Origin of the sequence: Kordia sp., assembly GCF_050633145.1 — a bacterium.
Taxonomy (GTDB): Bacteria; Bacteroidota; Bacteroidia; order Flavobacteriales; family Flavobacteriaceae; genus Kordia.
The window spans coordinates 1-22,355 of record NZ_JBOEFY010000005.1; the positions used below are offsets into that span (position 1 = coordinate 1).

23 protein-coding genes and 1 tRNA gene are annotated in these 22,355 nt (G+C 32.8%); 20 read left to right on the forward strand and 4 right to left on the reverse strand.

The window, feature by feature from the left end; translation table 11 throughout:
• The 12 genes from ACRBBL_RS03795 to ACRBBL_RS03850 all read left to right on the forward strand — a co-directional run.
• Nucleotides 1–1,128: gliding motility-associated C-terminal domain-containing protein (locus ACRBBL_RS03795; RefSeq protein WP_431367689.1), on the forward strand; the 1,128-nt coding region annotated here is incomplete at its 5' end.
• Between the two features lie 72 nt (nucleotides 1,129–1,200).
• Complete coding sequence (locus ACRBBL_RS03800; protein ID WP_431367690.1) at nucleotides 1,201–2,136, forward strand: PorP/SprF family type IX secretion system membrane protein; 936 nt, start codon at nucleotides 1,201–1,203, stop codon at nucleotides 2,134–2,136.
• 11 nt (nucleotides 2,137–2,147) lie between these two features.
• The gene (locus ACRBBL_RS03805) at nucleotides 2,148–4,094 is read left to right on the forward strand and encodes an OmpA family protein (protein ID WP_431367691.1); all 1,947 of its coding nucleotides are present in this window, start codon (nucleotides 2,148–2,150) and stop codon (nucleotides 4,092–4,094) included.
• Nucleotides 4,095–4,214: 120 nt separating this feature from the next.
• A complete protein-coding gene (locus tag ACRBBL_RS03810) occupies nucleotides 4,215–4,778 on the forward strand; it encodes a Crp/Fnr family transcriptional regulator (RefSeq protein WP_431367692.1) in 564 nt (187 codons plus the stop codon).
• A gap of 425 nt (nucleotides 4,779–5,203) precedes the next feature.
• Nucleotides 5,204–5,767: a DUF2589 domain-containing protein gene (locus ACRBBL_RS03815; protein WP_431367693.1), complete on the forward strand. Its 564-nt coding sequence runs from the start codon at nucleotides 5,204–5,206 to the stop codon at nucleotides 5,765–5,767.
• A 17-nt stretch (nucleotides 5,768–5,784) separates the two neighbouring features.
• Complete coding sequence (locus ACRBBL_RS03820; RefSeq protein ID WP_431367694.1) at nucleotides 5,785–6,486, forward strand: hypothetical protein; 702 nt, start codon at nucleotides 5,785–5,787, stop codon at nucleotides 6,484–6,486.
• 2 nt (nucleotides 6,487–6,488) lie between these two features.
• On the forward strand, nucleotides 6,489–7,034 hold the full coding sequence (locus ACRBBL_RS03825) for a hypothetical protein (RefSeq protein ID WP_431367695.1): 546 nt from the start codon (nucleotides 6,489–6,491) through the stop codon (nucleotides 7,032–7,034).
• 173 nt (nucleotides 7,035–7,207) lie between these two features.
• The gene (locus tag ACRBBL_RS03830) at nucleotides 7,208–7,654 is read left to right on the forward strand and encodes a hypothetical protein (RefSeq protein WP_431367696.1); all 447 of its coding nucleotides are present in this window, start codon (nucleotides 7,208–7,210) and stop codon (nucleotides 7,652–7,654) included.
• Nucleotides 7,655–7,687: 33 nt separating this feature from the next.
• Nucleotides 7,688–8,380, forward strand: a complete 693-nt coding sequence (locus tag ACRBBL_RS03835) for a hypothetical protein (RefSeq protein ID WP_431367697.1) — start codon at nucleotides 7,688–7,690, stop codon at nucleotides 8,378–8,380.
• 83 nt (nucleotides 8,381–8,463) lie between these two features.
• Entirely contained in the window at nucleotides 8,464–9,357 is an 894-nt protein-coding gene (locus ACRBBL_RS03840; protein ID WP_431367698.1) for a hypothetical protein, read from the forward strand.
• A 128-nt stretch (nucleotides 9,358–9,485) separates the two neighbouring features.
• Nucleotides 9,486–9,902 carry a DoxX family protein gene (locus ACRBBL_RS03845; RefSeq protein ID WP_431367699.1) on the forward strand — a complete coding sequence of 139 codons (417 nt, stop codon included), beginning with the start codon at nucleotides 9,486–9,488 and terminating at the stop codon, nucleotides 9,900–9,902.
• A 25-nt stretch (nucleotides 9,903–9,927) separates the two neighbouring features.
• Entirely contained in the window at nucleotides 9,928–10,122 is a 195-nt protein-coding gene (locus tag ACRBBL_RS03850; protein ID WP_431367700.1) for a tautomerase family protein, read from the forward strand.
• 424 nt (nucleotides 10,123–10,546) lie between these two features.
• Here ACRBBL_RS03850 and ACRBBL_RS03855 read toward each other — a convergent pair whose 3' ends face one another.
• Entirely contained in the window at nucleotides 10,547–12,595 is a 2,049-nt protein-coding gene (locus ACRBBL_RS03855) for a T9SS type A sorting domain-containing protein (protein ID WP_431367701.1), read from the reverse strand.
• Between the two features lie 247 nt (nucleotides 12,596–12,842).
• Between ACRBBL_RS03855 and idi the strand changes: the two genes are divergently transcribed.
• From idi to ACRBBL_RS03870, 3 genes are read left to right on the forward strand one after another with little or no spacing between them, the layout of a single operon-like run.
• Entirely contained in the window at nucleotides 12,843–13,367 is a 525-nt protein-coding gene (idi, locus tag ACRBBL_RS03860) for an isopentenyl-diphosphate Delta-isomerase (RefSeq protein ID WP_431367702.1), read from the forward strand.
• Nucleotides 13,364–13,774, forward strand: a complete 411-nt coding sequence (locus ACRBBL_RS03865) for a 6-pyruvoyl trahydropterin synthase family protein (RefSeq protein ID WP_431367703.1) — start codon at nucleotides 13,364–13,366, stop codon at nucleotides 13,772–13,774. Before idi ends, ACRBBL_RS03865 begins: the two co-directional genes overlap by 4 nt.
• 4 nt (nucleotides 13,775–13,778) lie before the next feature.
• The gene (locus ACRBBL_RS03870; protein ID WP_431367704.1) at nucleotides 13,779–14,753 is read left to right on the forward strand and encodes a type I phosphomannose isomerase catalytic subunit; all 975 of its coding nucleotides are present in this window, start codon (nucleotides 13,779–13,781) and stop codon (nucleotides 14,751–14,753) included.
• 430 nt (nucleotides 14,754–15,183) lie between these two features.
• Here ACRBBL_RS03870 and ACRBBL_RS03875 read toward each other — a convergent pair whose 3' ends face one another.
• The gene (locus ACRBBL_RS03875) at nucleotides 15,184–15,558 is read right to left on the reverse strand and encodes a hypothetical protein (protein ID WP_431367705.1); all 375 of its coding nucleotides are present in this window, start codon (nucleotides 15,556–15,558) and stop codon (nucleotides 15,184–15,186) included.
• 455 nt (nucleotides 15,559–16,013) lie between these two features.
• Here ACRBBL_RS03875 and ACRBBL_RS03880 point away from each other — a divergent pair, with 455 nt between their 5' ends.
• Entirely contained in the window at nucleotides 16,014–16,280 is a 267-nt protein-coding gene (locus ACRBBL_RS03880) for a hypothetical protein (RefSeq protein ID WP_431367706.1), read from the forward strand.
• Between the two features lie 57 nt (nucleotides 16,281–16,337).
• Nucleotides 16,338–16,411, forward strand: a tRNA-Thr gene (locus ACRBBL_RS03885).
• Nucleotides 16,412–16,823: 412 nt separating this feature from the next.
• Here ACRBBL_RS03885 and ACRBBL_RS03890 read toward each other — a convergent pair.
• Nucleotides 16,824–18,635, reverse strand: a complete 1,812-nt coding sequence (locus tag ACRBBL_RS03890; RefSeq protein WP_431367707.1) for a M56 family metallopeptidase — start codon at nucleotides 18,633–18,635, stop codon at nucleotides 16,824–16,826.
• Nucleotides 18,632–19,003, reverse strand: coding sequence for a BlaI/MecI/CopY family transcriptional regulator (locus ACRBBL_RS03895; protein WP_431367708.1), 372 nt, complete (start codon nucleotides 19,001–19,003; stop codon nucleotides 18,632–18,634). Before ACRBBL_RS03895 ends, ACRBBL_RS03890 begins: the two co-directional genes overlap by 4 nt.
• A 285-nt stretch (nucleotides 19,004–19,288) precedes the next feature.
• Between ACRBBL_RS03895 and ACRBBL_RS03900 the strand changes: the two genes are divergently transcribed.
• The 3 genes from ACRBBL_RS03900 to ACRBBL_RS03910 all read left to right on the forward strand — a co-directional run bounded on the left by ACRBBL_RS03900 (nucleotide 19,289) and on the right by ACRBBL_RS03910 (nucleotide 22,226).
• Nucleotides 19,289–20,524: a DEAD/DEAH box helicase gene (locus ACRBBL_RS03900; RefSeq protein ID WP_431367709.1), complete on the forward strand. Its 1,236-nt coding sequence runs from the start codon at nucleotides 19,289–19,291 to the stop codon at nucleotides 20,522–20,524.
• Between the two features lie 234 nt (nucleotides 20,525–20,758).
• A complete protein-coding gene (locus tag ACRBBL_RS03905) occupies nucleotides 20,759–21,472 on the forward strand; it encodes a phosphodiester glycosidase family protein (RefSeq protein WP_431367710.1) in 714 nt (237 codons plus the stop codon).
• Nucleotides 21,473–21,521: 49 nt separating this feature from the next.
• Nucleotides 21,522–22,226, forward strand: coding sequence for a hypothetical protein (locus ACRBBL_RS03910; protein ID WP_431367711.1), 705 nt, complete (start codon nucleotides 21,522–21,524; stop codon nucleotides 22,224–22,226).
• Nucleotides 22,227–22,355: the final 129 nt, after the last annotated feature.

Here is a 22,355-nt window from a genome sequence, read left to right on the forward strand (position 1 = left end):
GGCGAAACACCAACAGATCCTAACGATCCATGTGACTTAAATGGAGATGATATATCTTTAACACAAAGTTTAGAATGGATAGAAGGTGACTGTGATGGAGATGGTATACCAAATGATCTTGAAGGAACTCAAGATACTGATGGAGACGGAATCCCTGACTTCTTAGATATTGACAGTGATAATGATGGAATTATTGATACAGTGGAAGCTGGTAATGATCCAACAATGCCTGTTGATACTGATGGAGATGGAATCCCTGACTATCTAGATCAAGATAGTGACGACGATGGTATCTTAGATAACGTTGAAGGTCAATCAACAGACGGATATATTCCACCAAGCGGAATGGACACTGATGGTAACGGACTAGATGATGCATATGAAGTAACACCAGGATCTGGAGAAGGAATTGATCCAGTAAATACGGATGGAACTGATAACCCAGATTACACGGATACCGATAGTGATAATGATGGAGCATTAGACAGTGTAGAAGGTCATGATTATGATGGAGACGGAATTCCAGATGTAGTACCATCAGGAAATGATGTTGACAACGATGGAGTAGATGATGCATATGATGGAGACACTTCTGGGTATGGTGATCCAAATGGAGCAGCTGTAGACGATCCAACAGATGATTTACCTGATACAGATGGAACAGAAGATCAAGATTATAGAGATGACGACGATGATGGTGATGGACTTCCTACATCAGACGAAAACCCAGATCCAAACGGAGATGGAGATAGTAGTGATGCAACGGATGCCAATGGTAATGATATTCCAGATTACCTAGAACCAAACAACTCGAATCCTTCAGAGGATGACTTGGAAATCTTCAACGCGGTAACGCCAAACGGAGATGGAGATAACGATGTGTTTACAATAAGAAACATCGAATTATTCCCAGACAACCAAGTACGTATCTATAACAGATGGGGAGTGCTAGTATACGAGACACAAGGATATGGACAAAATGGAAACTATTTCACAGGAATATCTAACGGTCGAGTTACAATTCAGAAGAACAAACTGTTACCAGTAGGAACATATTACTACGTTGTAGACTATGTAGCCAACGGTGTAAACAAAAGTAGAGCCGGTTACTTATACATACAACGATAAACAATACAAGCGTACATACTATTTCGGTAGTATGTACGCTATAACTAATAAACAAAAACATACCATACTATAATGAGAAATAAAATCATCATCATCATAGTCTTATTGAGCACTGTATTTTCCATAGAAATGAACGGACAACAGGACGCTCAGTATACGCAGTACATGTATAATACCATGACTATCAATCCAGCCTATGCCGGATCGAGAGGAGTACTTAGTATTGCGGGATTACATCGTTCACAATGGGTAGGTTTAGAAGGTGCACCACGCACGCAAACACTAAACTTGCATACACCAATAGGAAGAACAGGAAAAGTAGGATTGGGAGTCTCAATTGTTAATGATCAATTAGGACCAACCGATGAAACCTATTTTGATGTAGATTTCTCGTATACAGTAAAAACATCTGAACAAGGAAAACTATCTTTCGGAATAAAAGCCGGAGGACACTTATTAGATGTATGTTTTGACTGTTTAAATCAATACAATCCTAATGATGCTTTATTGCAGAGTAATATAGACAACAAATTCTCTCCAAATGTAGGAGCGGGAATTTACTATAGAAACTCTGAAAAATGGTATGTTGGATTATCAGCACCAAACTTATTAGAAACAAAACACTTTGATGAATCTTCACTATCTGTAGCAAAAGAACGTATCAATTTTTACCTAATTGGTGGATATGTTTTTGATATGAGTGATAGTGTACAATTTAAACCAGCAGTACTATTCAAAGCAGTATCTGGAGCGCCTTTACAGGCAGATTTATCAGCCAACTTCTTAATCAATGATAAACTAACACTAGGAGCCGCCTACAGATGGAGTGCCGCCTTTAGTGGATTGGTCGGATTGCAACTATCAGACAGTTTTATGGTCGGTTTTGCGTATGATCGTGAAACTACCGAACTAGGAAATACAAATTTCAATGATGGTTCGTACGAAGTCTTCTTACGTTTCGAACTATTCAATAACCGCGACAAAATAATCTCACCAAGATTCTTCTAAAACTAACTATGATGACACGAACAAAATATCTCATATACACTGTACTGTCTTTATTCGTACTTGTTGGTTATGCCCAAGAACGAAAACTTGACAAAGCAGATAAAAAATATGATAGCTATGCTTTTATCAACGCCATAGAAATCTATGAAGAAGTTGCGGAAGAAGGGTACAAATCAAAAGAACTGTTTGAAAAACTAGGAAACGCATACTACTACAATGCCGATTTAGCAAGCGCAGCAAAATGGTATGACGAACTATTCAAACTAGGTGAAGAAGTAGCACCAGAATATTACTTTCGTTACGCACAAGCATTAAAATCAGAAAAACGTTATGCAGAATCTGATCAAAAAATGCAGGAATTTAGCAAGCTTACAGGAAGTGATATCAGAGGAAACAAATTCATAAACACACGAAACTATCTAGATCAAATTGCAGAACAATCAGGTCGTTTTCGTATCACAAACTTAGGCGTAAACTCTCCTTATTCAGACTTTGCACCATCATTCTATCTAGAAAACAACTTAGTATTCTCATCAGCAAGAGATACAGGTGTAGCAAAACGATACAAACACAAATGGAATGCACGTCCATTCTTAGACTTATACGGAGCTGAAGTTGCAGACAATGGAAGCTTAGCAAATGTTGACAAGTTCTCAAGTAAACTCAATACAAAATACCACGAGTCTACTACAGTGTTTACCAAAGATGGAAACACAATGTACTTTACGCGTAACAACTATTACAAAGGGAAGTACAAAAAAGACAGAAAAGGAATCAACAAACTAAAAATATTCAGAGCAACACGCGAAGATGATCGTTGGACAAACATTGAAGAATTACCATTTAACAGTGATTTATACTCAGTTGCTCATCCAGCGTTAAGCGTAGACGAGAAAAAATTATATTTCGCTTCAGACATGCCAGGAACAGTTGGTCAGTCAGATTTATTTGTGGTTGATATTAATGATGATGGAACTTTTGGTGAGCCAAAAAACTTAGGAAAAGGAATCAACACAGAAGCACGCGAAAACTTCCCGTTCATAAGCAAAGACAATGAACTATACTTTTCATCAGACGGACATGTAGGTCTTGGAGGATTGGATATTTTTGTAATGCGTTTAGATGATGAAGAACAAATAATTTACAATGTTGGTGAACCAGTAAACAGTCCTGTAGACGACTTCTCATTCATCATCAATACAAAAACTAAAAAAGGATACTTTGCGTCCAATCGTGATGGCGGACAAGGTGATGATGATATCTACTCATTCGTAGAAATGAAACCAATTCAATGGGAATGTGAGCAAGAACTTGTAGGTGTCATAAAAGACAGCAAAACGAATGAAATTCTTGCAGGAGCACAAGTAAAACTATTCAGCAATGACAATACAGAATTAGAAAATACGTATAGTGACGATCAAGGTAATTTCAGATTCAAAACAATTCTTGAATGTGAGGAAGTATACTTTGTAAGAGGATCTAAAAAAGATTACAACACTGCGGAAGTATTATTGCCAAAACAAGAAGAACCAGGAGTGCGTTCAACAGTTTTACTACTTGAAAAAGAAGAAGTTCCTTTTGAAGTTGGTGATGATTTAGCGAAAATCTTAAACATTCCAATCATATACTTTGACTTTGATAAATCTAATATTCGTCCTGACGCTGCGGCGGAATTAGAAAAAGTAGTCACTGTGATGAAAAAATACCCAACACTTAAAATCGACGTACGCTCGCATACGGATAGTCGTGGAACTGATAGTTACAACATGAAGCTATCACAACGTAGAAACGAATCTACACGTGCATACATCGTTTCAAGAGGAATTGACGCAAGCAGACTCATCGGAGCTGGTTACGGAGAAACACGCCACGTTAACAAATGTAGCAATGGTGTAAAATGTTCTGAAGAAGAACACCAACTAAACAGACGAAGTGAATTCATCGTTACAGAACGATAAACTAAAAAACCGACAACATATCAAAAAGCATTCTAATTTACTTTAGAATGCTTTTTTTATTGATTTTGATTTTAATCGAGAAAGAAGTAGTTTCGATTCATATAAAAAAATGCAATTAAAATGACACATCCGTTGCGCCAACATATTGAAGAAATCATTCATCTCACAGATGAAGAATTCAATTTTGTGTTGAGTCATTTTCAACAAATAAAAAAACGGAAACATCAATACATTGTTCAAGAAGGTGAATATGTAAACAGAGAATATTGGATCATAAAAGGCTGTCTCAAAAGTTATTTTATCACAGACAGAGGAAAAGAACACATTCTTCAATTTGGAATGGAAAACTGGTGGATTACAGATTATGAAGCCTTTATAAAACAAACAAAATCTAAAATCTCTATTGATTGCATTGAGGATAGTGAACTCTTATACATTACGTATGAAAATAGAGAAAAGCTAACTGCAGAAATGCACAAAATGGAACGCTTCTGGGCAAAAAAAAGTAAGATGGGACGAATTGCGCTTCAAAACAGAGTCTTATCACTACTCAAAAATTCAACAAAAGAACAATATGAAATGTTGCTTGAGCAATATCCTAAGCTCTTTCAACGCGTCCCTAAAAAAATGATTGCAGCTTATTTAGGTGTTTCAAGAGAAACGCTGAGTAGGTTAAATTCTTAATTAGCGTGAGTTCGCTATAAAAGTCAATAGATGATTTTAACTTTGAATATGATTATTGTAGTCATAATTAGTATTGAACTTCTATAAAAAAAGGTTTAGTCATCATAAAAATAACAGAAATTCTAGTTATTCATACATTGCCACACAGTATAATGAAGTATTTTTTTTTCTGAAACAATTTGATTAAAAAATGTTCAAACACCTTTTAAAACAAGGGTTTGCTAAGCTTGATTTGTTATTTACTTCTTTCCTTATTTTGATTAATCAGTTAAAGTAAACACATAATCGATTCAAGTACTCCGATTATCAACTTGCTATAAATTTAGATCTGTTGACTATCTAAATTTATAATTGATTTTAAAATCTAAGGAGTAACCCGAAAATCCGAATTTTATAAAGAGTAGGGAAAATTAAAATTTTTTATTATGCCAAATTTAGTAGCAGAATTAAACAGTTTGGATTTCAATAATTATATTGGAGGTCCATTACAAGCAGCTGTGCAAGCTCAACATGCAGCAGCGATGTCCCAAGTTCAATTTATTCAAGAAGTAGGTTTTGAATCTGGAACAGATCCATCTAAATTAAGATATGTTGATTTCAAATACATAAAGTCTGTCCCTAACGATGCAGGAACTGATTTTATAGATAAAACGGTTGAAATAAAAGTTCCTTTTCTAACGATGTTAACTATTCCTGCATTACGTATAGAAGAAATGACAATAGACTTTAATGCGAAGCTTACTTCAACAGAAACATCAAATGTTTCTAGTGAATTTGCAGCTTCAGCTTCTTTAGGGATTAATTACAAGGTTGTTAATTTTAAAGCAAGCGCATCATACAAAAGATCAACCTCTAGAGGAACAAACGTAGAAAAAACATATAATTTAGGTGTTCATGTACGTGTTGTAAATGATGAAATTCCAGCTGGACTTGATAGAATTCTAACAATGCTAGAAGATAGTATTGCAAGTGTTAACGAAGCAGCCTAACCTAAAAACAGTAAATTATGATAAAGCTAAATGATTATTTAGGAACATTAATCTCTAGCATAAATCAAGCGCGAGTAATGGCAGACATAGAGTCTGCCAGGGTCGCGAAAGCTTATGCTAATGATGATTTATTAAAACATTTTTCAATCCCAAGATTTAGAGCGCAAGACATAGAGTTGGACATACCAGTTGCAATAGATAGCTTCAATGAAAGCCCAGTAAAAGATTACCAACCTATTGATAACAAATCATTCAATTCGCATTGTTATAACACAATGAAAGAGGTAGCAAAAGTTTCTTCTTTTTCTAGAAAGACATCAAAATTCCTCAATTCTGATATAGCAAGTATTTCTAGAGAATTAGAACAAAACATGAAAGCAAGCATCTCAAAAGAAAAAGCTTATAAAAAGTATGAAGAAAAAATGAGTGATGTTTTTATAAGAGGAATACAATCCGATAAACTAAAAGTTAGGGATATTCAAAAAACTAAAATAGTATTCCAAAATTCGTTAAAAGAAAAATTATACAACAGTATTCAAACTAAAGAATCAACAAATCAATTAGAAGATGCAAATGTAGTTGTTGAAGCTTCAAAGTTACGGGAAATACCTAGCGAAAATATTATTCGAATTAAAATGAAATTATTTGAAGACGGTATGGAATGGCATACTTCCGAAAATACTAATGGAGATATAGAGTCTCGACTATTACCTGAATAATTATGAAAAAATCAGTTATTGAACCAGCAAATGTTCTTCAAGAAAAATTATTTGAAATTCCAGCCATTGTGACTTCTTTCGGAAAACAAGAAAGCAATATCTTAAAAAAATGGCTACATTGGTTAGAAGAACTAGAATCAATTTTCGAAAAATATAATTTCACCCAATGCGCAGAAATAGCAGGATATAGAGCTTCCCTAATATCCAGTTATAGCTTCCCTACTGAAAAACGCACACAAAAACGCAAACAAGTAAATCATGCTGCCTTAGTAAGTGTGCAACCTGTACAGCAAATTTTAAGTGATAAGAGTAATGAGTTGAACGAAAAAATAAATCAAGTAAGAACGCTTATCAAACAAATACTGATACCAGCAAAAGATGCTGGAATGATAAATTATGACCCTAAAACTGATTTTACTGCGTTTATGGAATCTTTGCTTATTCAATTTAAATCACATGAGCAAGTACGACCTAGCATAAATAGTGCAATAGCATTAATTGGAAAATATGATGTAATAAGAATACTCGCGGAGGAAATAGAATTATAAAATAAAACCTGTAGCAAGTCGTGTATAATTAATTGCTGGTTTTAGTCAAGTAATGAAAGTCCTCGCGGACTTTCTATCTGTGATTTATTTGCTAACTTTAATCCCTAAGTACACAACTAATCATACACAAACGTTAGTAATCATTTATAGAACGCACGTGAAAATTGAATGCAATGAACATTTTAAGTAAAAAAGATGAAATTTTAGCAGCTCTTGGAAATATAAGAGCAATGGAAAGATTACACGTTGATACCCATACTGAAAAGAAAATTAAAAATATTTCTGGAATTAAAATCGCAGAATCAAAACAAGGCCAAATTTGGGTAAGTTTTCAGGAGTTAAACGGGTTTTTATTTATGAATTCTACTATTCTGAGTCATCTGAATTTAAAAACAATACGTGGAACTAAAATAACCATACTTACAAACGATTATGAAATTGAAATTGACTCAGATGAAAAAGAAATAGAATCTGACTTTTCGAATGTTTCAAATACTTGGATAACTAAAGTAAGTTTTGTTCTTGACGCAAAAGAAAAGGAAATAATTGAAAATAGGAATTTTGAGGAAATTGAATATCAATTAAAAAAAGGAAAACTGAAATTCCTTATGAAAAAATAAACAAAACCATACACAAAATCTTTAGCTATATTAATGAAAAAACTAACTCTGATACTAATGCTACTTGGATTGACATGTACTCTAAATGCACAATCAAATTATGGAAAGGGAAGGTATACAGTAAAATTTGAAACAGCAATTGGATGTCTTGGTGAAATTCAGAGTAACAATTTAAAATTCACAAAAGAAAAGCTAAATCAGATTATTCCTTTATTGGTTAATTTCCCTTCAATGGATAAAGGGTATTTCAATGAATTTAAACCATTATCAATCTTTCCTTTCAATAAAAAAGGGCTTACGAAAAAAGATTATCAAGAATTTGCACAACAGCAGTTTGATTTAATAAAACTAAGAACTAAAAAACTTTTAAATTTAGACATCCCAATAGAATTTGAAAGTTTAAGAAATGCTCATTTGAATAATAGAAAAATAAAAATGCCTTTTTATGAAGCATTAGTAGAATGGACTAAAGATGGTAATGAAAAAGTGTTTCGTGAAAAAATAATAGCGCTATGCAATAATAATACTGAAGTGAAAGCTTTACTAGACACAATATTTAATCTGCCTGAATGGGAAGAACAATTCTTAAAATTAAGTGTTGAAATGAGTAACTTGTACAATAAAATTAATCGAGAATCTTTTATTTCTGCCAGAGAAATTGAAAAGCAATTATTCTTGAAATATGATATCAAATGTCTGACTGATCCAGAATGTACAGACTGTTAAAAATTACTCTGACTTGTATGTTAGGCTAATTTAGTTACTGAAATACACGATGAGATCGTTAAAAACAATATTAAAAACCGCTTATGGGAACTTACGGAACAGGAATTTCTTCAAATGATGTTTACGAAGATATAAACTACAAATTCTTTGAATTATACAATCAAGGAATGAAAGTTCCTGCAATTACAAAAAAGTTAATCAAAGAAAATAAGGAGCTAATTGACTCTTACGAAGACCAAAATAATTTTTGGATTACCATAGCCAAATCTCAATGGGAATGTAAAGCACTTGAACCAGAAATATTCAATCGAATTAAAGACATTGTTGCGTCTGGAAAGGACATTGAATTATGGAAAGAATTGGAGTCTTCTCAATCTGACGTAACAAAACGGAAAAAAGTATTAGAGAACTTTCTTGAAAAAATATCGACTGAAAAGAAAACTGCCAGAAAGCGAAAAGTAAAAAAAATAAGAAATGCAATTTTTGAAAAAGGAGACTGTTTAGTTTTCAAATTAACTAACGGAGATTTTTGTGGTGTTTTTGTTCTAGAATCGGAAAAAGAAACTGAACTTGGACTAAATTTAATTGCTGTTACTAACATAAAAAAAACTGATAAACCTAACTTAGAAGACTTCGAAAACTCTACTATTTTGTTTGGGTTAGAGCAATTTGGAAAAACTGAATTTAGACCTAGAAAAAAGATAAGTTGGTATTATGCACAACATTTCAAAAAATCAGAAACGGAATTTGAAAAAATTGGACAATTAGAAGTTGATAAAAAATATGATTCCTCTAAAGATTATCAGAGCTTTTCGAATTGGGATAATTTAAAAACGTTTCAAGACTACTATTACGCTGACTTGAAAAGAAACAAGTACGAAGGTAATGTTTCACTACAAAGTTTAAGAAAAAATACGAGTTACAAAAACGAGCATACTTCATTTTGGCAAAAACTTAAAAGAAAGTTTAGTTCATAAATCACTCTTCTCACGCTAAAACAGCTCACAAAAGTGACATACATCACATCAAAATAGTGATTCAGCTCCTATTGGATTGACATTCAATCACTGAATTTTGCATCATACTAATTTAAAAACAATTAAAAATGGATGCACAAAAAAAGGAACAGTACAACAACATAGGATTGTTAGTACTAAGATGTACCATTGGAATACTCATCTTATTTCATGGTATAGCTAATATGAGTTCTAATTATGCCTTTGTAAAAGGACTATTGCAAGGATATCAAATTCCAAGTCTTTTAGCCTATGGAGTTTTTGTTGGAGAAATTATAGCGCCTATTCTTATTCTAATAGGATATAAAGTTAGACTCAATAGTTTGATTGTTGCTTTTAACTTTCTCGTAGCAATATTACTCGCACACAGTTCAGACATATTTGCGCTCAATCAATTTGGTGGCTGGGCAATAGAATTGCAAGCACTATACTTATTTGGAGCTATCACCTTATTCTTTACAGGAGCAGGAAACCATGCAATAACAACAAACTCAAAATGGGATTAATACAAACGCTTAAAATCATAAAATTATGCCATACGTAAATATCAAAATCACAGACGAACAAGTTACAAAACAAGAAAAACTTCAATTAATAGAAGGAGTTACAAAATTGTTAGTAGATGTATTAGACAAAGATCCAAAAACCACACATATAGTCATTGATGAAGTGCAATTAGAAAATTGGGGTTTTAATGGAGAACAAACATCTAAAAAGGAAAAATAACAATGGTGTAAAATGTATAGAAGAGAAAATCAATTCAAAAAAAGGATAAGTTTATAATCATAGAAAATTGAAAAAGAGAACATTTATAAAGTAAAACTTATAAATGTTCTCTTTTTTTAAAACTTAATTAGTTGTATTACAAAGATCACTATGGCAAATACCATAGCACGATTTAGCTATCGTTAAAGTTATCTTTCTACCTCCTGTTACTTCATTAGACTTAAAGTTAGAAACAGCTCTTTTGTTTAATTGTAATGAATTTAAATGTTGTTTTTTCATAATAAAAAATTTTAAAGATTAATTACGATAAAACTAAATCAAAACAATATTTTTTTAATCATGCAAAGTGTAGTATTTCTTTAGAATACACATAAAAAGTGGATTGAAATTTCTTTTAACAAAGAGTACGTAAAAAAACAATTTATTAGCGTTTCAACATTTTAAACACTTCCTTTTTTTGTTTGCTCGTTATTTCAATAAAATACATTCCTGCTTCAAACTTCGATACAGGAATTTTGATGTCTTCATTTACTGCTGGATAAAAATTCAACAACATTTTCCCTTCTATATTAAATAGTTTAATGGAATCAATATGTTCTTTGGATTGTATATTCACAAAATCATCTACTGGGTTTGGATACAAAACAATTCCTAAATCTAAATTCACTTCAGAAGTCGATAATACTTGAAATTCATCAACCTGAATTTGATCAATAGCTATATCACTTGAATGTGCAGCAGTAGCGCTTGGCATAGCTGTAAATCGGAGCCTTATTTCACCAGAAAAAGCACTCAAATCTACAAGTGCACTTAACCAAGGATCATTGCTAGCAGTTTGTTGTTGTCCAGAAATAACGTGTACATCTTGTGTCCAACTTCCATTACTAAAAACATCAACTTTCAAGGTACCTATATTAACTCCATACATATGATAATAAAACTTCAAAGCAGGAGCTGACAAACTCGATACATCTATAAAAGGCGAATAGATAGTGGTAACAGCGCTAGCAGCAATAATAAAACTATTACCGCCATTAATATGAGACGATTCAATATGAAAATAATTAGTTCCTTCATACGCTTGTGAAGGTCCAGTATTAACACTAGTAGTTCCACCACCATTGTTCACAATATCCCAACGGTATAAATGTGTGTCATATCGATCCGTTTTCCAACAATTATTTATAATTCCTCTTGTGGTTCCTGATTGCGATTCAACATCTTCTGTCCAAGGTGCCATAAAAGAACAAACCGTTTGAAAACTTGAAGCTACGAGTGCACTATCATTATCACCAACCATTGCTCCACATACAGCTTGTACATATACATCATAATCTGTTCCTGCCGTTAGTCCAGTAAGCATATAAGAAGCTTGAGAAGTCTGTATAATTGTTCCAGTTCCTGGCGTAAAACCAATTGGACCATATTCTATTTCCCAATTCGTTTCTATATGTCCAGCATTCCAAGTGATGTTTGCAGATTCTTTTGTAATTTCTTCGTAACTAATTGCAAGATTTTTTGGGGAAGGACAAGCAGGAGCTTCCTTTACTTCAATCATATCAATTCCTGTAAAATTTGTATTACTATAATCTCCAGAATACCAACTAACCCAATCAGTGTCAGAATATGTAAATCGAATTTTGACAACGCCATCATATCCATCTAATAAAATCGTTTTCTTTTTCCAAGGATCACTTATTTCCAATTGCCTTTCTTCTTCGGTTATGCTTCCAATAGTATTTGTCCATGTTCCGTTATGATAAATATCGATAGTTACGGGACTTTGATATTGTCCATACACATGATAATCAAAACTTAATTCGGCTAAACTTAATGTGCTAATATCTATCTCCGGACTAACTAAATGGATTTTACTAAAAAGATTAGATCTCCGAGTAGGTGAAAAAACCTTCGTTCCGTTTACTGGTGTTGGAGCATTTGATAAAGTATTTACATCAACAATTCCCCATGTGGAGTAGGTGTCAGGTTGCCCATTTAAATCAATCGAATAAAATTCCCAACAAGCTATATTATCTCCGGGAGTAGCGTTAGGAGTAAAACTCTCAATATCTTCTGACCAAGGTGTTGCGGGATTATTCAGAGTAAGATCAAATTGGATGGTAACTTCGTTGTTAGAAGGATCTGAATCTCCTGGTAAATCTGTCCAAACTCGCAAAGTGTTCATTCCTTGAATAGGACTAATCTCCTGTGAAAAACCGATGTTTAGATTTAAAGATGAGATAAAATTAAAGTCTTCTTGAACTATAGCATCACCATTTAATTGATAAAAACAGGGCACTATTCCGTTATAGCCTGAACTATAATCTGGTTTTATCCTAACAGTGAATGTTTCAGAAATATTTGCGCAGTTATAATCTGTATCTGGCGAAATGATTTCGGTAATTCCTACATTTTGAGCAGGAACAAATAGAGAAAAGAGCAATAAAAAAAGTAAAATGTAATTTTTTTTCATAAATAATTTTTGGTTAGGTTGTTAATGTAATGTACCCTATTAATATAGCGGAAAATTATAGACACTTATATGGTAACTGTTTCTAGAAGAGCGAGGAAACAGGAAAAATTGTCTTTACAAATTACTATAAACTTATTAAAAAACTTAATGATGCTAAAGAAACTTATGTTAATTTTAACTAAAAAATAATAAATAAGTGCAATCTTCACAAAAAGCGATTTCGTAAATTTGTGTCCCAACAAAAAATATGACAAAAGAAAACGTAATCTTAGTAAACGAAAATGATGAGCAAATCGGTTTAATGGAAAAAATCGAAGCGCATGAAAAAGCATTGCTTCACAGAGCTTTCTCAGTATTCATTCTCAACGACAAAGGCGAATTGATGTTACAACAACGCGCCTTACACAAATACCATTCTCCTGGTTTATGGACCAATACGTGTTGCAGTCACCAACGTGAAGGTGAAAGTAATATAAGTGCAGGTAAACGAAGATTACAAGAAGAAATGGGATTTGTTACGGAACTTGCGGAAGCAGTTTCGTTCATATACAAAGCAGCTTTTGATAACGGATTAACAGAGCATGAATACGATCATGTAATGACAGGAACGTACAATGACGAACCTATCATTAACCCAGATGAAGTAGCTTCTTGGAAATGGATGGATGTGCAAGCAGTTAAAGATGACATTACGGAAAATCCAGATCAGTACACAGCGTGGTTTAAAATAATATTTGAAAAATTTTACAAACACATAAAAGTCGATAGATGAAGGTAACCGTAAGTAGAAGAGCACACTTTAACGCAGCGCACAGATTATATCGACCAGATTGGGACGATGCTAAAAACAATGAAATCTTTGGCAAATGTAACAATCCAAATTATCACGGTCACAATTACGAAATGATTGTAAGTGTAAAAGGTCCTATAAATCCAGAAACAGGATATGTATTAGATGTAAAGATTCTAAAAGATTTAATTCGTTCGGAGATAGAAGATGCGTTCGATCATAAAAATCTAAACTTAGATGTTCCAGAATTTAAAAATTTAAACCCAACGGCAGAAAACATTGTAGTTGTTATATGGAACAAACTAAGAAAGCATATCAGTCCATCTCTAGAACTAGAAGTAGTACTGTACGAAACGCCAAGAAATTTTGTAACATACAACGGAGAATAAAAATATGATATTACATCCTTTAAAATTTGAATCAATCTACAAAGAACGTATTTGGGGCGGTGAAAAATTACGAACGCAGCTCAACAAAAACATTTCGGGAGAAGCTATTGGTGAAAGTTGGGAAGTATCGGATGTAAAAGGAGAACCATCTGTAGTAGCAGAAGGCCTACTAAAAGGCAAAACACTACAAGAACTTAGTGAAACATACCAAGAAGAATTATTGGGGAAAAAAGTATATGATGCATTCGGAACAAAATTTCCATTACTCATCAAATACATAGATGCCAAAAGTGATTTATCTATTCAAGTACATCCAAACGATCAATTAGCGAAAGAACGTCACAACTCGTTCGGAAAAACGGAAATGTGGTATGTAATGCAAGCAGATAAAGGTGCCAAACTTATGGTAGGTTTCAATCAGGAAGTCACCAAAGAACAATATCAAGAACATCTTGAAAACAATACGCTTACCGAAATTCTAAACTTTGAAGAAGTAAAAAAAGGCGATGTATATTTTTTGCCTACGGGCAGAATTCATGCCATTGGTGGCGGAATTGTATTAGCGGAAATTCAACAAACATCAGATATCACGTACCGTATTTACGATTGGAATAGAGTAGATGCACAAGGGAACGGGCGCGAATTGCATACAGCTTTAGCATTAGATGCGATCGATTACAAATTATACGATAACTACAAAACGGACTATCAAGAAACACAAAATGAAATTACAACCATTGTTGATTGTCCATACTTCACCACAAATCTTATTCCCTTTACGAGAGAATTGGTCATAAACCATGATGAAAAAGATTCTTTTGTAATATACATGTGTGTAAAAGGAAACGTAACCTTTGAAACCAATATGTACAAAGAAGTGCTCAAATTTGGAGAAACGTTATTACTGCCAGCAACGCTCAAAAACATAAAAATAAGCACAGACGAAGCTTCTGAACTCTTGGAAGTATATATAAAGTAGTATTGAGAAATCAGTATTAAGTATTCCCGATTGTCATTTCGAGTGGCAAATCTATGATTTATTGTATCGAGAAATACTTTGAAACTCTAGCGTAAATTTAATTTATCTTGAACTTATTGAAGTAACTCATTCCCTTCTAGGCGGGAATTCTTGGACACGCTTTGCTTTAGTATCGCTGTCGCTCTTAGATTGTTGAATATGTTTCACACAAACGCTAGCGTGAGTTTCCAACTCGTGCCGACAAATAAGCTTAAAGTATTCGTGCCAAAAAAAGTAGACTAAGAAACAGATTGCCTCGTCATTCTTCCTCGCAATGACGTTTCAAACACGCTATAAATCTAAGTAGTCTAACAATCTAAGCAAGTCTAAGTCAGTCTAAAAATCTAACCAAAAAAAATCCCAAGCATAAACAACTTGGGAATTTTATAACTCACGATACTTTACGTATTGGTCTTTCTTTCAAAGGAAACCCAAACAGCGCATTACAAATAATCTCTTCGGTATTTGATTTTCTTTTCGATTTGGTGACCATAATGCGCACCATTAACCTTTTTTCGTCTTGTTTAATCAATTGTGCTTGAATTGTCAAAGAATCGTTTAAACGAGCGCTTTTGGTCATTTTAAAGTCATAATCAACAATACTTGGGACGTCATGAATATAAAATTCTCTAATTGGATACGTCGCTACTATTTGAATTTTATCAAAAAGTATATGCGGATGTAAAAATCCATTACTATTTGTCACTTTCTTCGTGACTAAAAACTGAATATTAGTTTGGATATTATTTTGTGCTAATGTGTTCATACTGTAAAAGTTTAATGGTGTAACAAAAGTGGTATTGGTTCAATTGGTGTATGTGGTTTTGGATTACCAAAAAAAGATTGATAAACACGAATAGATAAAGAGATCATTTGGGTGTAATTAAATGTACGTTTCATAAAAAAAGGTTTTAAAAATTAAACTGATTAAAAATAAAAAAGGTGCTTTGTAAAAAGCACCTTATAAGTTTATGATATAGATATATAATTGTTAACTAATACTTACGTTGATGCTTGTGGTACGGACGTTTCATATTCGATACAGGAATACAAATCATAACACGTTGGGTTTTCGTATTGCGATTCATTAATTGGCGATATATGTGTACTAAAGCATTCATAGGCTAAAATTAAAAAAATTAAATGAGACCTTGTAATATTTGTGGTATTTATAACAAATCATATGCCATTTTAGTTTAAATTTGCAAAAAATTATAAATCATGTCAAATAAAAGAGATTTAAAGAAAGACTTAAATTACGTTTTTGGAGATATTATTGATGCTGCTCTAATATGGCAAATTGCTAATCCAGGAGAAGATACTTCAAAGAGTGAAGCAATCATCGATGAGTCTATCAAAAGCTTTGATGAATTGATCGCAGAAGCGAACAAAAGAGGCGTTGAAAATGCAAAGGCACACTTCAAAGGAATTAGACAATCATTAGAGACAAAAGCAACAGATTTAGTAACAAAAATCAACAGTCTTTAAAAAAATAAAAAAAAGGTTTGCAAAAAATAAAAAGGTTTTTATATTTGCAACCGCTTTGCCGATGTAGCTCAGCTGGCTAGAGCAGCTGATTTGTAATCAGCAGGTCGTGGGTTCGAGTCCCTCCATCGGCTCAAAGTTTAAAAGCTCCTTTTAAAAGGAGCTTTTTTTATGCCCAAAAATTAAGTGCGTTAAAAGTATACTATTTATTTGTTGAGTATTAGTAATCAGTTATTAATATCAAAAAATAGTGCCTTCTTCTTCTATAATCATATCTTTTTTGAAGTCATAAATATCAAAAAAACATAGGCTGAATAAACAGCTATTTCTTTCAAGATCGATTTTAAAAATGGAAAAAATGGACATTCAGAGAATTCAAAATCACATATAGAAAATGTGAGGATAGGTAGAATGTTTAGGTTTTAAATAAAAAAACAACCTAAAATTTGACGTGATTCTTATAAAAATATTGAATTATTAAAAAAAGTTTATAAAAAAAGCGAAGATGGTTCATTAGAAATCATCTTCGCTTTTTCAGTTTACTATTTATTTTTCAGCTATAAAAACTGCTTTATAAACTCCTTCAGACATTTTTAGAAATTCGGAACTCTCTAATAGGTATTGGCGGTCTTTACCAAACATTTCCTTAGCACGTACATCATATATTTTTTCGAAACCTTGAAATACGTCTGCAAGGTTGGTTAGATAATTTACAAATGTATCGTTATCATCATAAGTTACGCTGATTAAATATGCTATTGATTTTTTATCAACATGCTTTTTTACGAATTGATATACTTCTTCTTTATAATTTACTCCAGTACTACTTAAATTAAGCTGAAGATACTCAATACCATTTAGTGTCGCTACATTACCTTCTATTGTGGCATTCGTTAAATCAAATTTTGGATATAAAGAATCGTCACGAGAAGGATTTGCCCAATGAAAAGGCGGAACTAAAAATGGCTGAATCATTTGCTTCCCTGAAGCTGTTTCTCCATAATAAATGACCTTTCTTCTATCTAACTTTCTTAACTCTGTCTGAAACTCTCTTACCTTCTTCATTTTCTGATTGCCATCTATTTTTAGCTGTACAGTATAATGTCGACCTATACCTGTTTTTTTAGGTGTAGACTTAACTTTATTAACTTCAGAAGGCTTTCCGTTATTCTTCGTTATTTGAATACTGTCTATTTTTGAGGCTAGGAAATTATTTAGATCTATTGCTGCTTTTTCAAGAACAGGTCCAACTTCACTAATTTCAGAAGGTTTTCCATCAACAAATAACTTGTCATTTGAAATAACAAACATGGGTCTTGGTGGCATATTAGCTGTATAAATACTATTTTTATCTATCTTATACTTTTTCAAACTAGCTTCTAATTTATTCGAAACTTTTTCTTTTTCTCCGTCAGTTATTGAGTTACACTGAAATAATACAAGGCTAAATAAGATAGCACAAGTTATTGTTAGCGCTACTTTTAATTTTCCTTTAAATCCTGATTTTTTATTTTTCATCATGGTGATTCTTTTTTTTATAAATGATAAATTAAAATTGTGTACCAACCCGCATGAGTTGTTGCTAACTAATTGTCTCAAAAGTAAGGTCTGGTAATCAACTAAAGAATAACCTGCTTTAATTATTTTCTTGTCTGCTATATATTCATGTATTGCTTTTAAAGAGTTAATAAGCATCCAAATCAGTGGATTAAACCAAAGAAATGCTGCTAAAAATTGTATACATATTAAATCAATAGAATGTTTCTGTTCAATATGTGCTTTTTCATGTGCAATAACCTGACCCTGTTCTGGTGTATCAAGTATTCCTTCATAAACAAAAGCGTATTTTAAAAATGAAAATGGAGCAATTGGCTGTGAAATCTTCACAACAGTTATTCCATCAATTTGTTCCTGAGGATGCATCAAAATCATTTTTCGAAGCCTTCTAAAATTCCAAAAAAGTTTAGATAAGCAGAATAAAACCCCAATGATATATATGCCAATTATAGATATTAATAAAATGGATATCCAATCGACGGAAGCTGTTTCAATCACTTGCGTAGTAGAATCATCTAAAGAAACTGGTTTTTTATAAACTTGATATTCTAGTGTTTCTGCAGTTTCATAAAAAGACATTCTAAATTTACTAAACTCTTCAATAGAGTTATCTATCACGGCTATTTTACCTTGGCTAAAATCAAAACTCATTAAAGGCAATAGCAATGAAAAAACGACAATTCCCAGAAGGAAAAAACGATTCAGATTAAAAAAAGTCTCCCTTTTCATCACAACATAGAGTAGATAAAATACGGCTAATATGGCACTAGACTCTAAAAGATATATGAGAAATTTGATCATTTTTTCTTAGCCTTTAGTTCTTCTAACATTCTCATTGCTTCATCCAATTCCTTTTCATCTAATTTTTTACTTTCTGTAAAAAAATTGACTACTTGAGAAAGTGAATTGTTATAATAATCAGTCACTAAGCGCTTCATTTGCCCTTTACTATATTCTTTCTTACTAATTAATGGATAGTATTGGTGTGAATTTCCATAAGCTTTATAACCTACAATCTCCTTTTGAACCAATACTCTTACAATTGTAGATACAGAATTGTAAGGTGGCTTTGGATTCGGATATTGTTCAATAATATCTTTGATAAAACCTTTTTTAATATCCCAGAGAATCTTCATTATTTTCTCTTCTCCCTTAGTTAAAGTGACCATTACCTTATGAGTTTTATTAATTAGCTTTACAAGTATACAACTTAATTTTAAGTTAACAAACTTATTTTTAAGTTGAATAACGTAAAATTAAGTTGAGGTATTTATTTTTAAGTTGAATTAAAATGTATTTATCAAAATGAATTTAAAAGAAAACAGAGTTAATTGTTTTATAGTTAAGTGTTTGTTGAGGTTTATTAATTTAAAAGATTTGATGAAAAATATAGCAGCATAAAACGAAGCTTCATGTATCTTTGCGCAAAATCGTTTTTATAAAAATCCAGTTGCATGAACTTCAAAGAACTAAAACTCAATAAACCTATTGTACGCGCTTTATTCGAAAAAGGATATGAAGAACCGACTTTAGTTCAAGAACGTGCCATTCCTGTTATACTACATAAAAAAGACATTATTGTCTCTGCGCAAACAGGAACAGGAAAAACAGCTGCGTATGCATTGCCTATCCTACAATTGTTATTCGACAAGCAAGACGCACCTAAAAAAGGGAAAAAAATTAGAGCTTTAATTGTGTGCCCTACGCGGGAATTGGCTATTCAAATTGAAGAAAATTTCAAAGTGTATAGTGCGTATACGAACTTACGTACAGGTGTAATTTTTGGAGGCGCTTCTATACAACCACAAAAAGAAATGCTCAAAAAAGGTGTGGACGTTTTGGTTGCTACACCAGGACGATTGTTAGATTTACACAAGCAAGATATTGTCAATCTCGATTATGTAGAAACATTAGTTTTAGATGAAGCCGATTTAATGTTGGACATGGGATTCATCGACGATGTCAAAAAAATAGAGCGTTTATGTCCAGACGGAAAACAAACGTTATTATTTTCTGCAACAATGCCGTACAAGGTAGAACTCTTAGCAAATTCTATTCTAAAAGAACCAGAATACATTGAAGTATCACCAACTTCTTCAGCAGCAAAAGGTGTGCATCAAGTAGTGTATTATGTGCCAAAACCTAAAAAGATAGAATTGTGCCTGCACTTACTTCGAAACAATATAAAAGGAAGTGTTATTATATTTAGACGTACCAAATACGGAGTTGACAAACTGGAACAAACCTTATTGCGTAATAACTACAAAGCAGTAAGTATTCACGGAGATAAAGCACAATCACTTCGACAACAAGCACTGAACGAATTCAAAAAAGGAGAAGCTAGAATTTTAATTGCAACAGATGTAGCTGCAAGAGGAATTGACATCAAAAATGTAGATGCAGTGATTAACTTTGACATTCCAAATATAGCTGAAACCTACGTGCATAGAATTGGTAGAACAGCTAGAGCTGGCGCATCAGGAGCAGCATTATCTTTCTGTTCGGCAGATGAAAAAGCGTATGTTAAAGACATTCAGCAACTTATTAATCTTGCAATTTACGTAGAAGAAGAGCATCCATATCCGTTAGATCCAAAAGCAAAACCAGAAGTTCACAAAAAGAAAGGAAGCAAACACAAAAAAGGACGTAAGTCAGAAGCCTCTAAAAAGAAGAAAAAACGTTGGTACTAATTGATTTTTGATGTACGATTTTTGATGTACGATTTTAGATTGTTGATTGCTGATTGTTGATTGCTTATTTTTGAAGTAAACCCAAACGTCTCTTCGAGTGGCGAATCTATGATTCGTTGTATCGAGAAGCGCTCAGAAACCCTGATGCTACACTTTTAATTCTTTTTCCTATCTTTCAAAAAGCTTTCAAAATTACCTATGACGCTCAAAAAAAGATGCTTCGGCTTTTGCCTGATGATACTTTTTGTATCCATAACTTCCTGCACGCAACAAACACCAACAAAAGAACACGACACAGATCGAATCTTGGCATACGAAGTCAATCCGAAAAAGGATCAATTGCATTTCTATTGGAAAAATGAGCAGGGTGAAATCTATGGAAATGCTAAAAACCTAAAAGAACAACTGCAAACAAAGCAACAAGAACTAATCTTTTGCATGAATGGTGGCATGTACAAAAAAGATCAATCGCCACAAGGTTTATACATTGAAAACGGAGTTACCTTAACGCCATTAGATACGAAAGAAACAGGATACGGAAATTTCTATTTGCAACCAAATGGTGTGTTTTATATTACAGAAGAAAACAATCCAATACTATGTACAACAAAAACATTCAGGGGAACTAAAAACATCAAGTACGCGACGCAATCTGGCCCGATGTTAGTCATTGATGGAAAACTACATAAAAAGCTTACCAAAGGCTCTAAAAATCTTCATATTCGGAATGGAGTAGGCATATTGCCCAATGGAAATTTGTTGTTTGCAATGAGCAAAGAAAAAATCAATTTCTATGACTTTGCGACTTTCTTTCAAGAAAATGGTTGTAAAAATGCTTTATACCTTGACGGATTTGTCTCAAGAACCTATTTACCTGAAAAAAACTACGAGCAAGTTGATGGAAATTTTGGTGTGATTTTTGGTGCAATAAAAAACAAACCGAACTAATTTTTAGAAAAGAAACTTCTAAACATTAGTACCAACCAAAACACACAAAATGAAAACGTATTTACTACTTCTACTAAGCATCATTTTTTTATCAAGCTGTGAAAACAAACCAAAATCATCTATTGAAGGACTCTGGCAAGTCACTTCGGTAACTGCGGGCAAAAACGAAATGACGCCAAATGCTCGTTGGGTACAGTTCAATGCAGATGCTACACAACAATCGGGAAATGGTTGGTTTCAACATTCAATAGGAACGTGGAAATTAAATCAAACGACAAACGAATTATCAATTGTAAATACAAATGGTTTAAAAGATCTAGCGGATCCGTTTCAAATAAAAATCAACCAAAATAAAATGACTTGGAGCAGAGAAGAAGAAGGTGAAACCATTACAGTTCATTTAAAAAAAATAGAAACACTTCCCACAACCTATGGAGATCAACTATTAGGTTTATGGAAACTAGAAAACGCAGTTGGAAAAGGAGACTATTTTTCCAATTCAGAAAAAGCAAATACTTCTCTTTATTTCGGATGGGACAAACGTTTTAGAATTAGAACCGAAAATGGCCGCATAAGCGGAGTATACAATGTACACGGACACAAATCGGAAGTGCAATTTATTCCATATAATAAAGAGCTAAAACGAAGCTTTTGGAGTGTTCAATTTAAAGAAAACGCGATTGCATTAAAGTTATTGAATTCAGATAGTTTAGTTGCGAGAACCTTTAAAAGAATTCATGAATTTCCTAAATAAAAAATGAGCAATAACTTTAAGCTGGATTTAAAACCAAAAACCATCACAAAAAATACGCTACAAAAACAGATCGTACAGAACTAATTATTTTCTTTTTAATACATTCGCTTTCATAATAAAAAATGAAAA

Coding starts and splice junctions, on each gene's coding strand:
- ACRBBL_RS03895 (WP_431367708.1), bottom strand. CDS start 19,003: ATGGTCACTTTAACTAAGGGAGAAGAGAAAATAATGAAGATTCTCTGG.
- ACRBBL_RS03910 (WP_431367711.1), top strand. CDS start 21,522: ATGAAAACGTATTTACTACTTCTACTAAGCATCATTTTTTTATCAAGC.
- ACRBBL_RS03840 (WP_431367698.1), top strand. CDS start 8,464: ATGGGAACTTACGGAACAGGAATTTCTTCAAATGATGTTTACGAAGAT.
- ACRBBL_RS03825 (WP_431367695.1), top strand. CDS start 6,489: ATGAAAAAATCAGTTATTGAACCAGCAAATGTTCTTCAAGAAAAATTA.
- ACRBBL_RS03830 (WP_431367696.1), top strand. CDS start 7,208: ATGAACATTTTAAGTAAAAAAGATGAAATTTTAGCAGCTCTTGGAAAT.
- ACRBBL_RS03865 (WP_431367703.1), top strand. CDS start 13,364: ATGAAGGTAACCGTAAGTAGAAGAGCACACTTTAACGCAGCGCACAGA.
- ACRBBL_RS03875 (WP_431367705.1), bottom strand. CDS start 15,558: ATGAACACATTAGCACAAAATAATATCCAAACTAATATTCAGTTTTTA.
- ACRBBL_RS03880 (WP_431367706.1), top strand. CDS start 16,014: ATGTCAAATAAAAGAGATTTAAAGAAAGACTTAAATTACGTTTTTGGA.
- ACRBBL_RS03835 (WP_431367697.1), top strand. CDS start 7,688: ATGAAAAAACTAACTCTGATACTAATGCTACTTGGATTGACATGTACT.
- ACRBBL_RS03905 (WP_431367710.1), top strand. CDS start 20,759: ATGATACTTTTTGTATCCATAACTTCCTGCACGCAACAAACACCAACA.
- ACRBBL_RS03855 (WP_431367701.1), bottom strand. CDS start 12,595: ATGAAAAAAAATTACATTTTACTTTTTTTATTGCTCTTTTCTCTATTT.
- ACRBBL_RS03805 (WP_431367691.1), top strand. CDS start 2,148: ATGACACGAACAAAATATCTCATATACACTGTACTGTCTTTATTCGTA.
- ACRBBL_RS03850 (WP_431367700.1), top strand. CDS start 9,928: ATGCCATACGTAAATATCAAAATCACAGACGAACAAGTTACAAAACAA.
- ACRBBL_RS03845 (WP_431367699.1), top strand. CDS start 9,486: ATGGATGCACAAAAAAAGGAACAGTACAACAACATAGGATTGTTAGTA.
- ACRBBL_RS03815 (WP_431367693.1), top strand. CDS start 5,204: ATGCCAAATTTAGTAGCAGAATTAAACAGTTTGGATTTCAATAATTAT.
- ACRBBL_RS03900 (WP_431367709.1), top strand. CDS start 19,289: ATGAACTTCAAAGAACTAAAACTCAATAAACCTATTGTACGCGCTTTA.
- ACRBBL_RS03820 (WP_431367694.1), top strand. CDS start 5,785: ATGATAAAGCTAAATGATTATTTAGGAACATTAATCTCTAGCATAAAT.
- ACRBBL_RS03890 (WP_431367707.1), bottom strand. CDS start 18,635: ATGATCAAATTTCTCATATATCTTTTAGAGTCTAGTGCCATATTAGCC.
- ACRBBL_RS03800 (WP_431367690.1), top strand. CDS start 1,201: ATGAGAAATAAAATCATCATCATCATAGTCTTATTGAGCACTGTATTT.
- ACRBBL_RS03870 (WP_431367704.1), top strand. CDS start 13,779: ATGATATTACATCCTTTAAAATTTGAATCAATCTACAAAGAACGTATT.
- ACRBBL_RS03810 (WP_431367692.1), top strand. CDS start 4,215: ATGACACATCCGTTGCGCCAACATATTGAAGAAATCATTCATCTCACA.
- idi (WP_431367702.1), top strand. CDS start 12,843: ATGACAAAAGAAAACGTAATCTTAGTAAACGAAAATGATGAGCAAATC.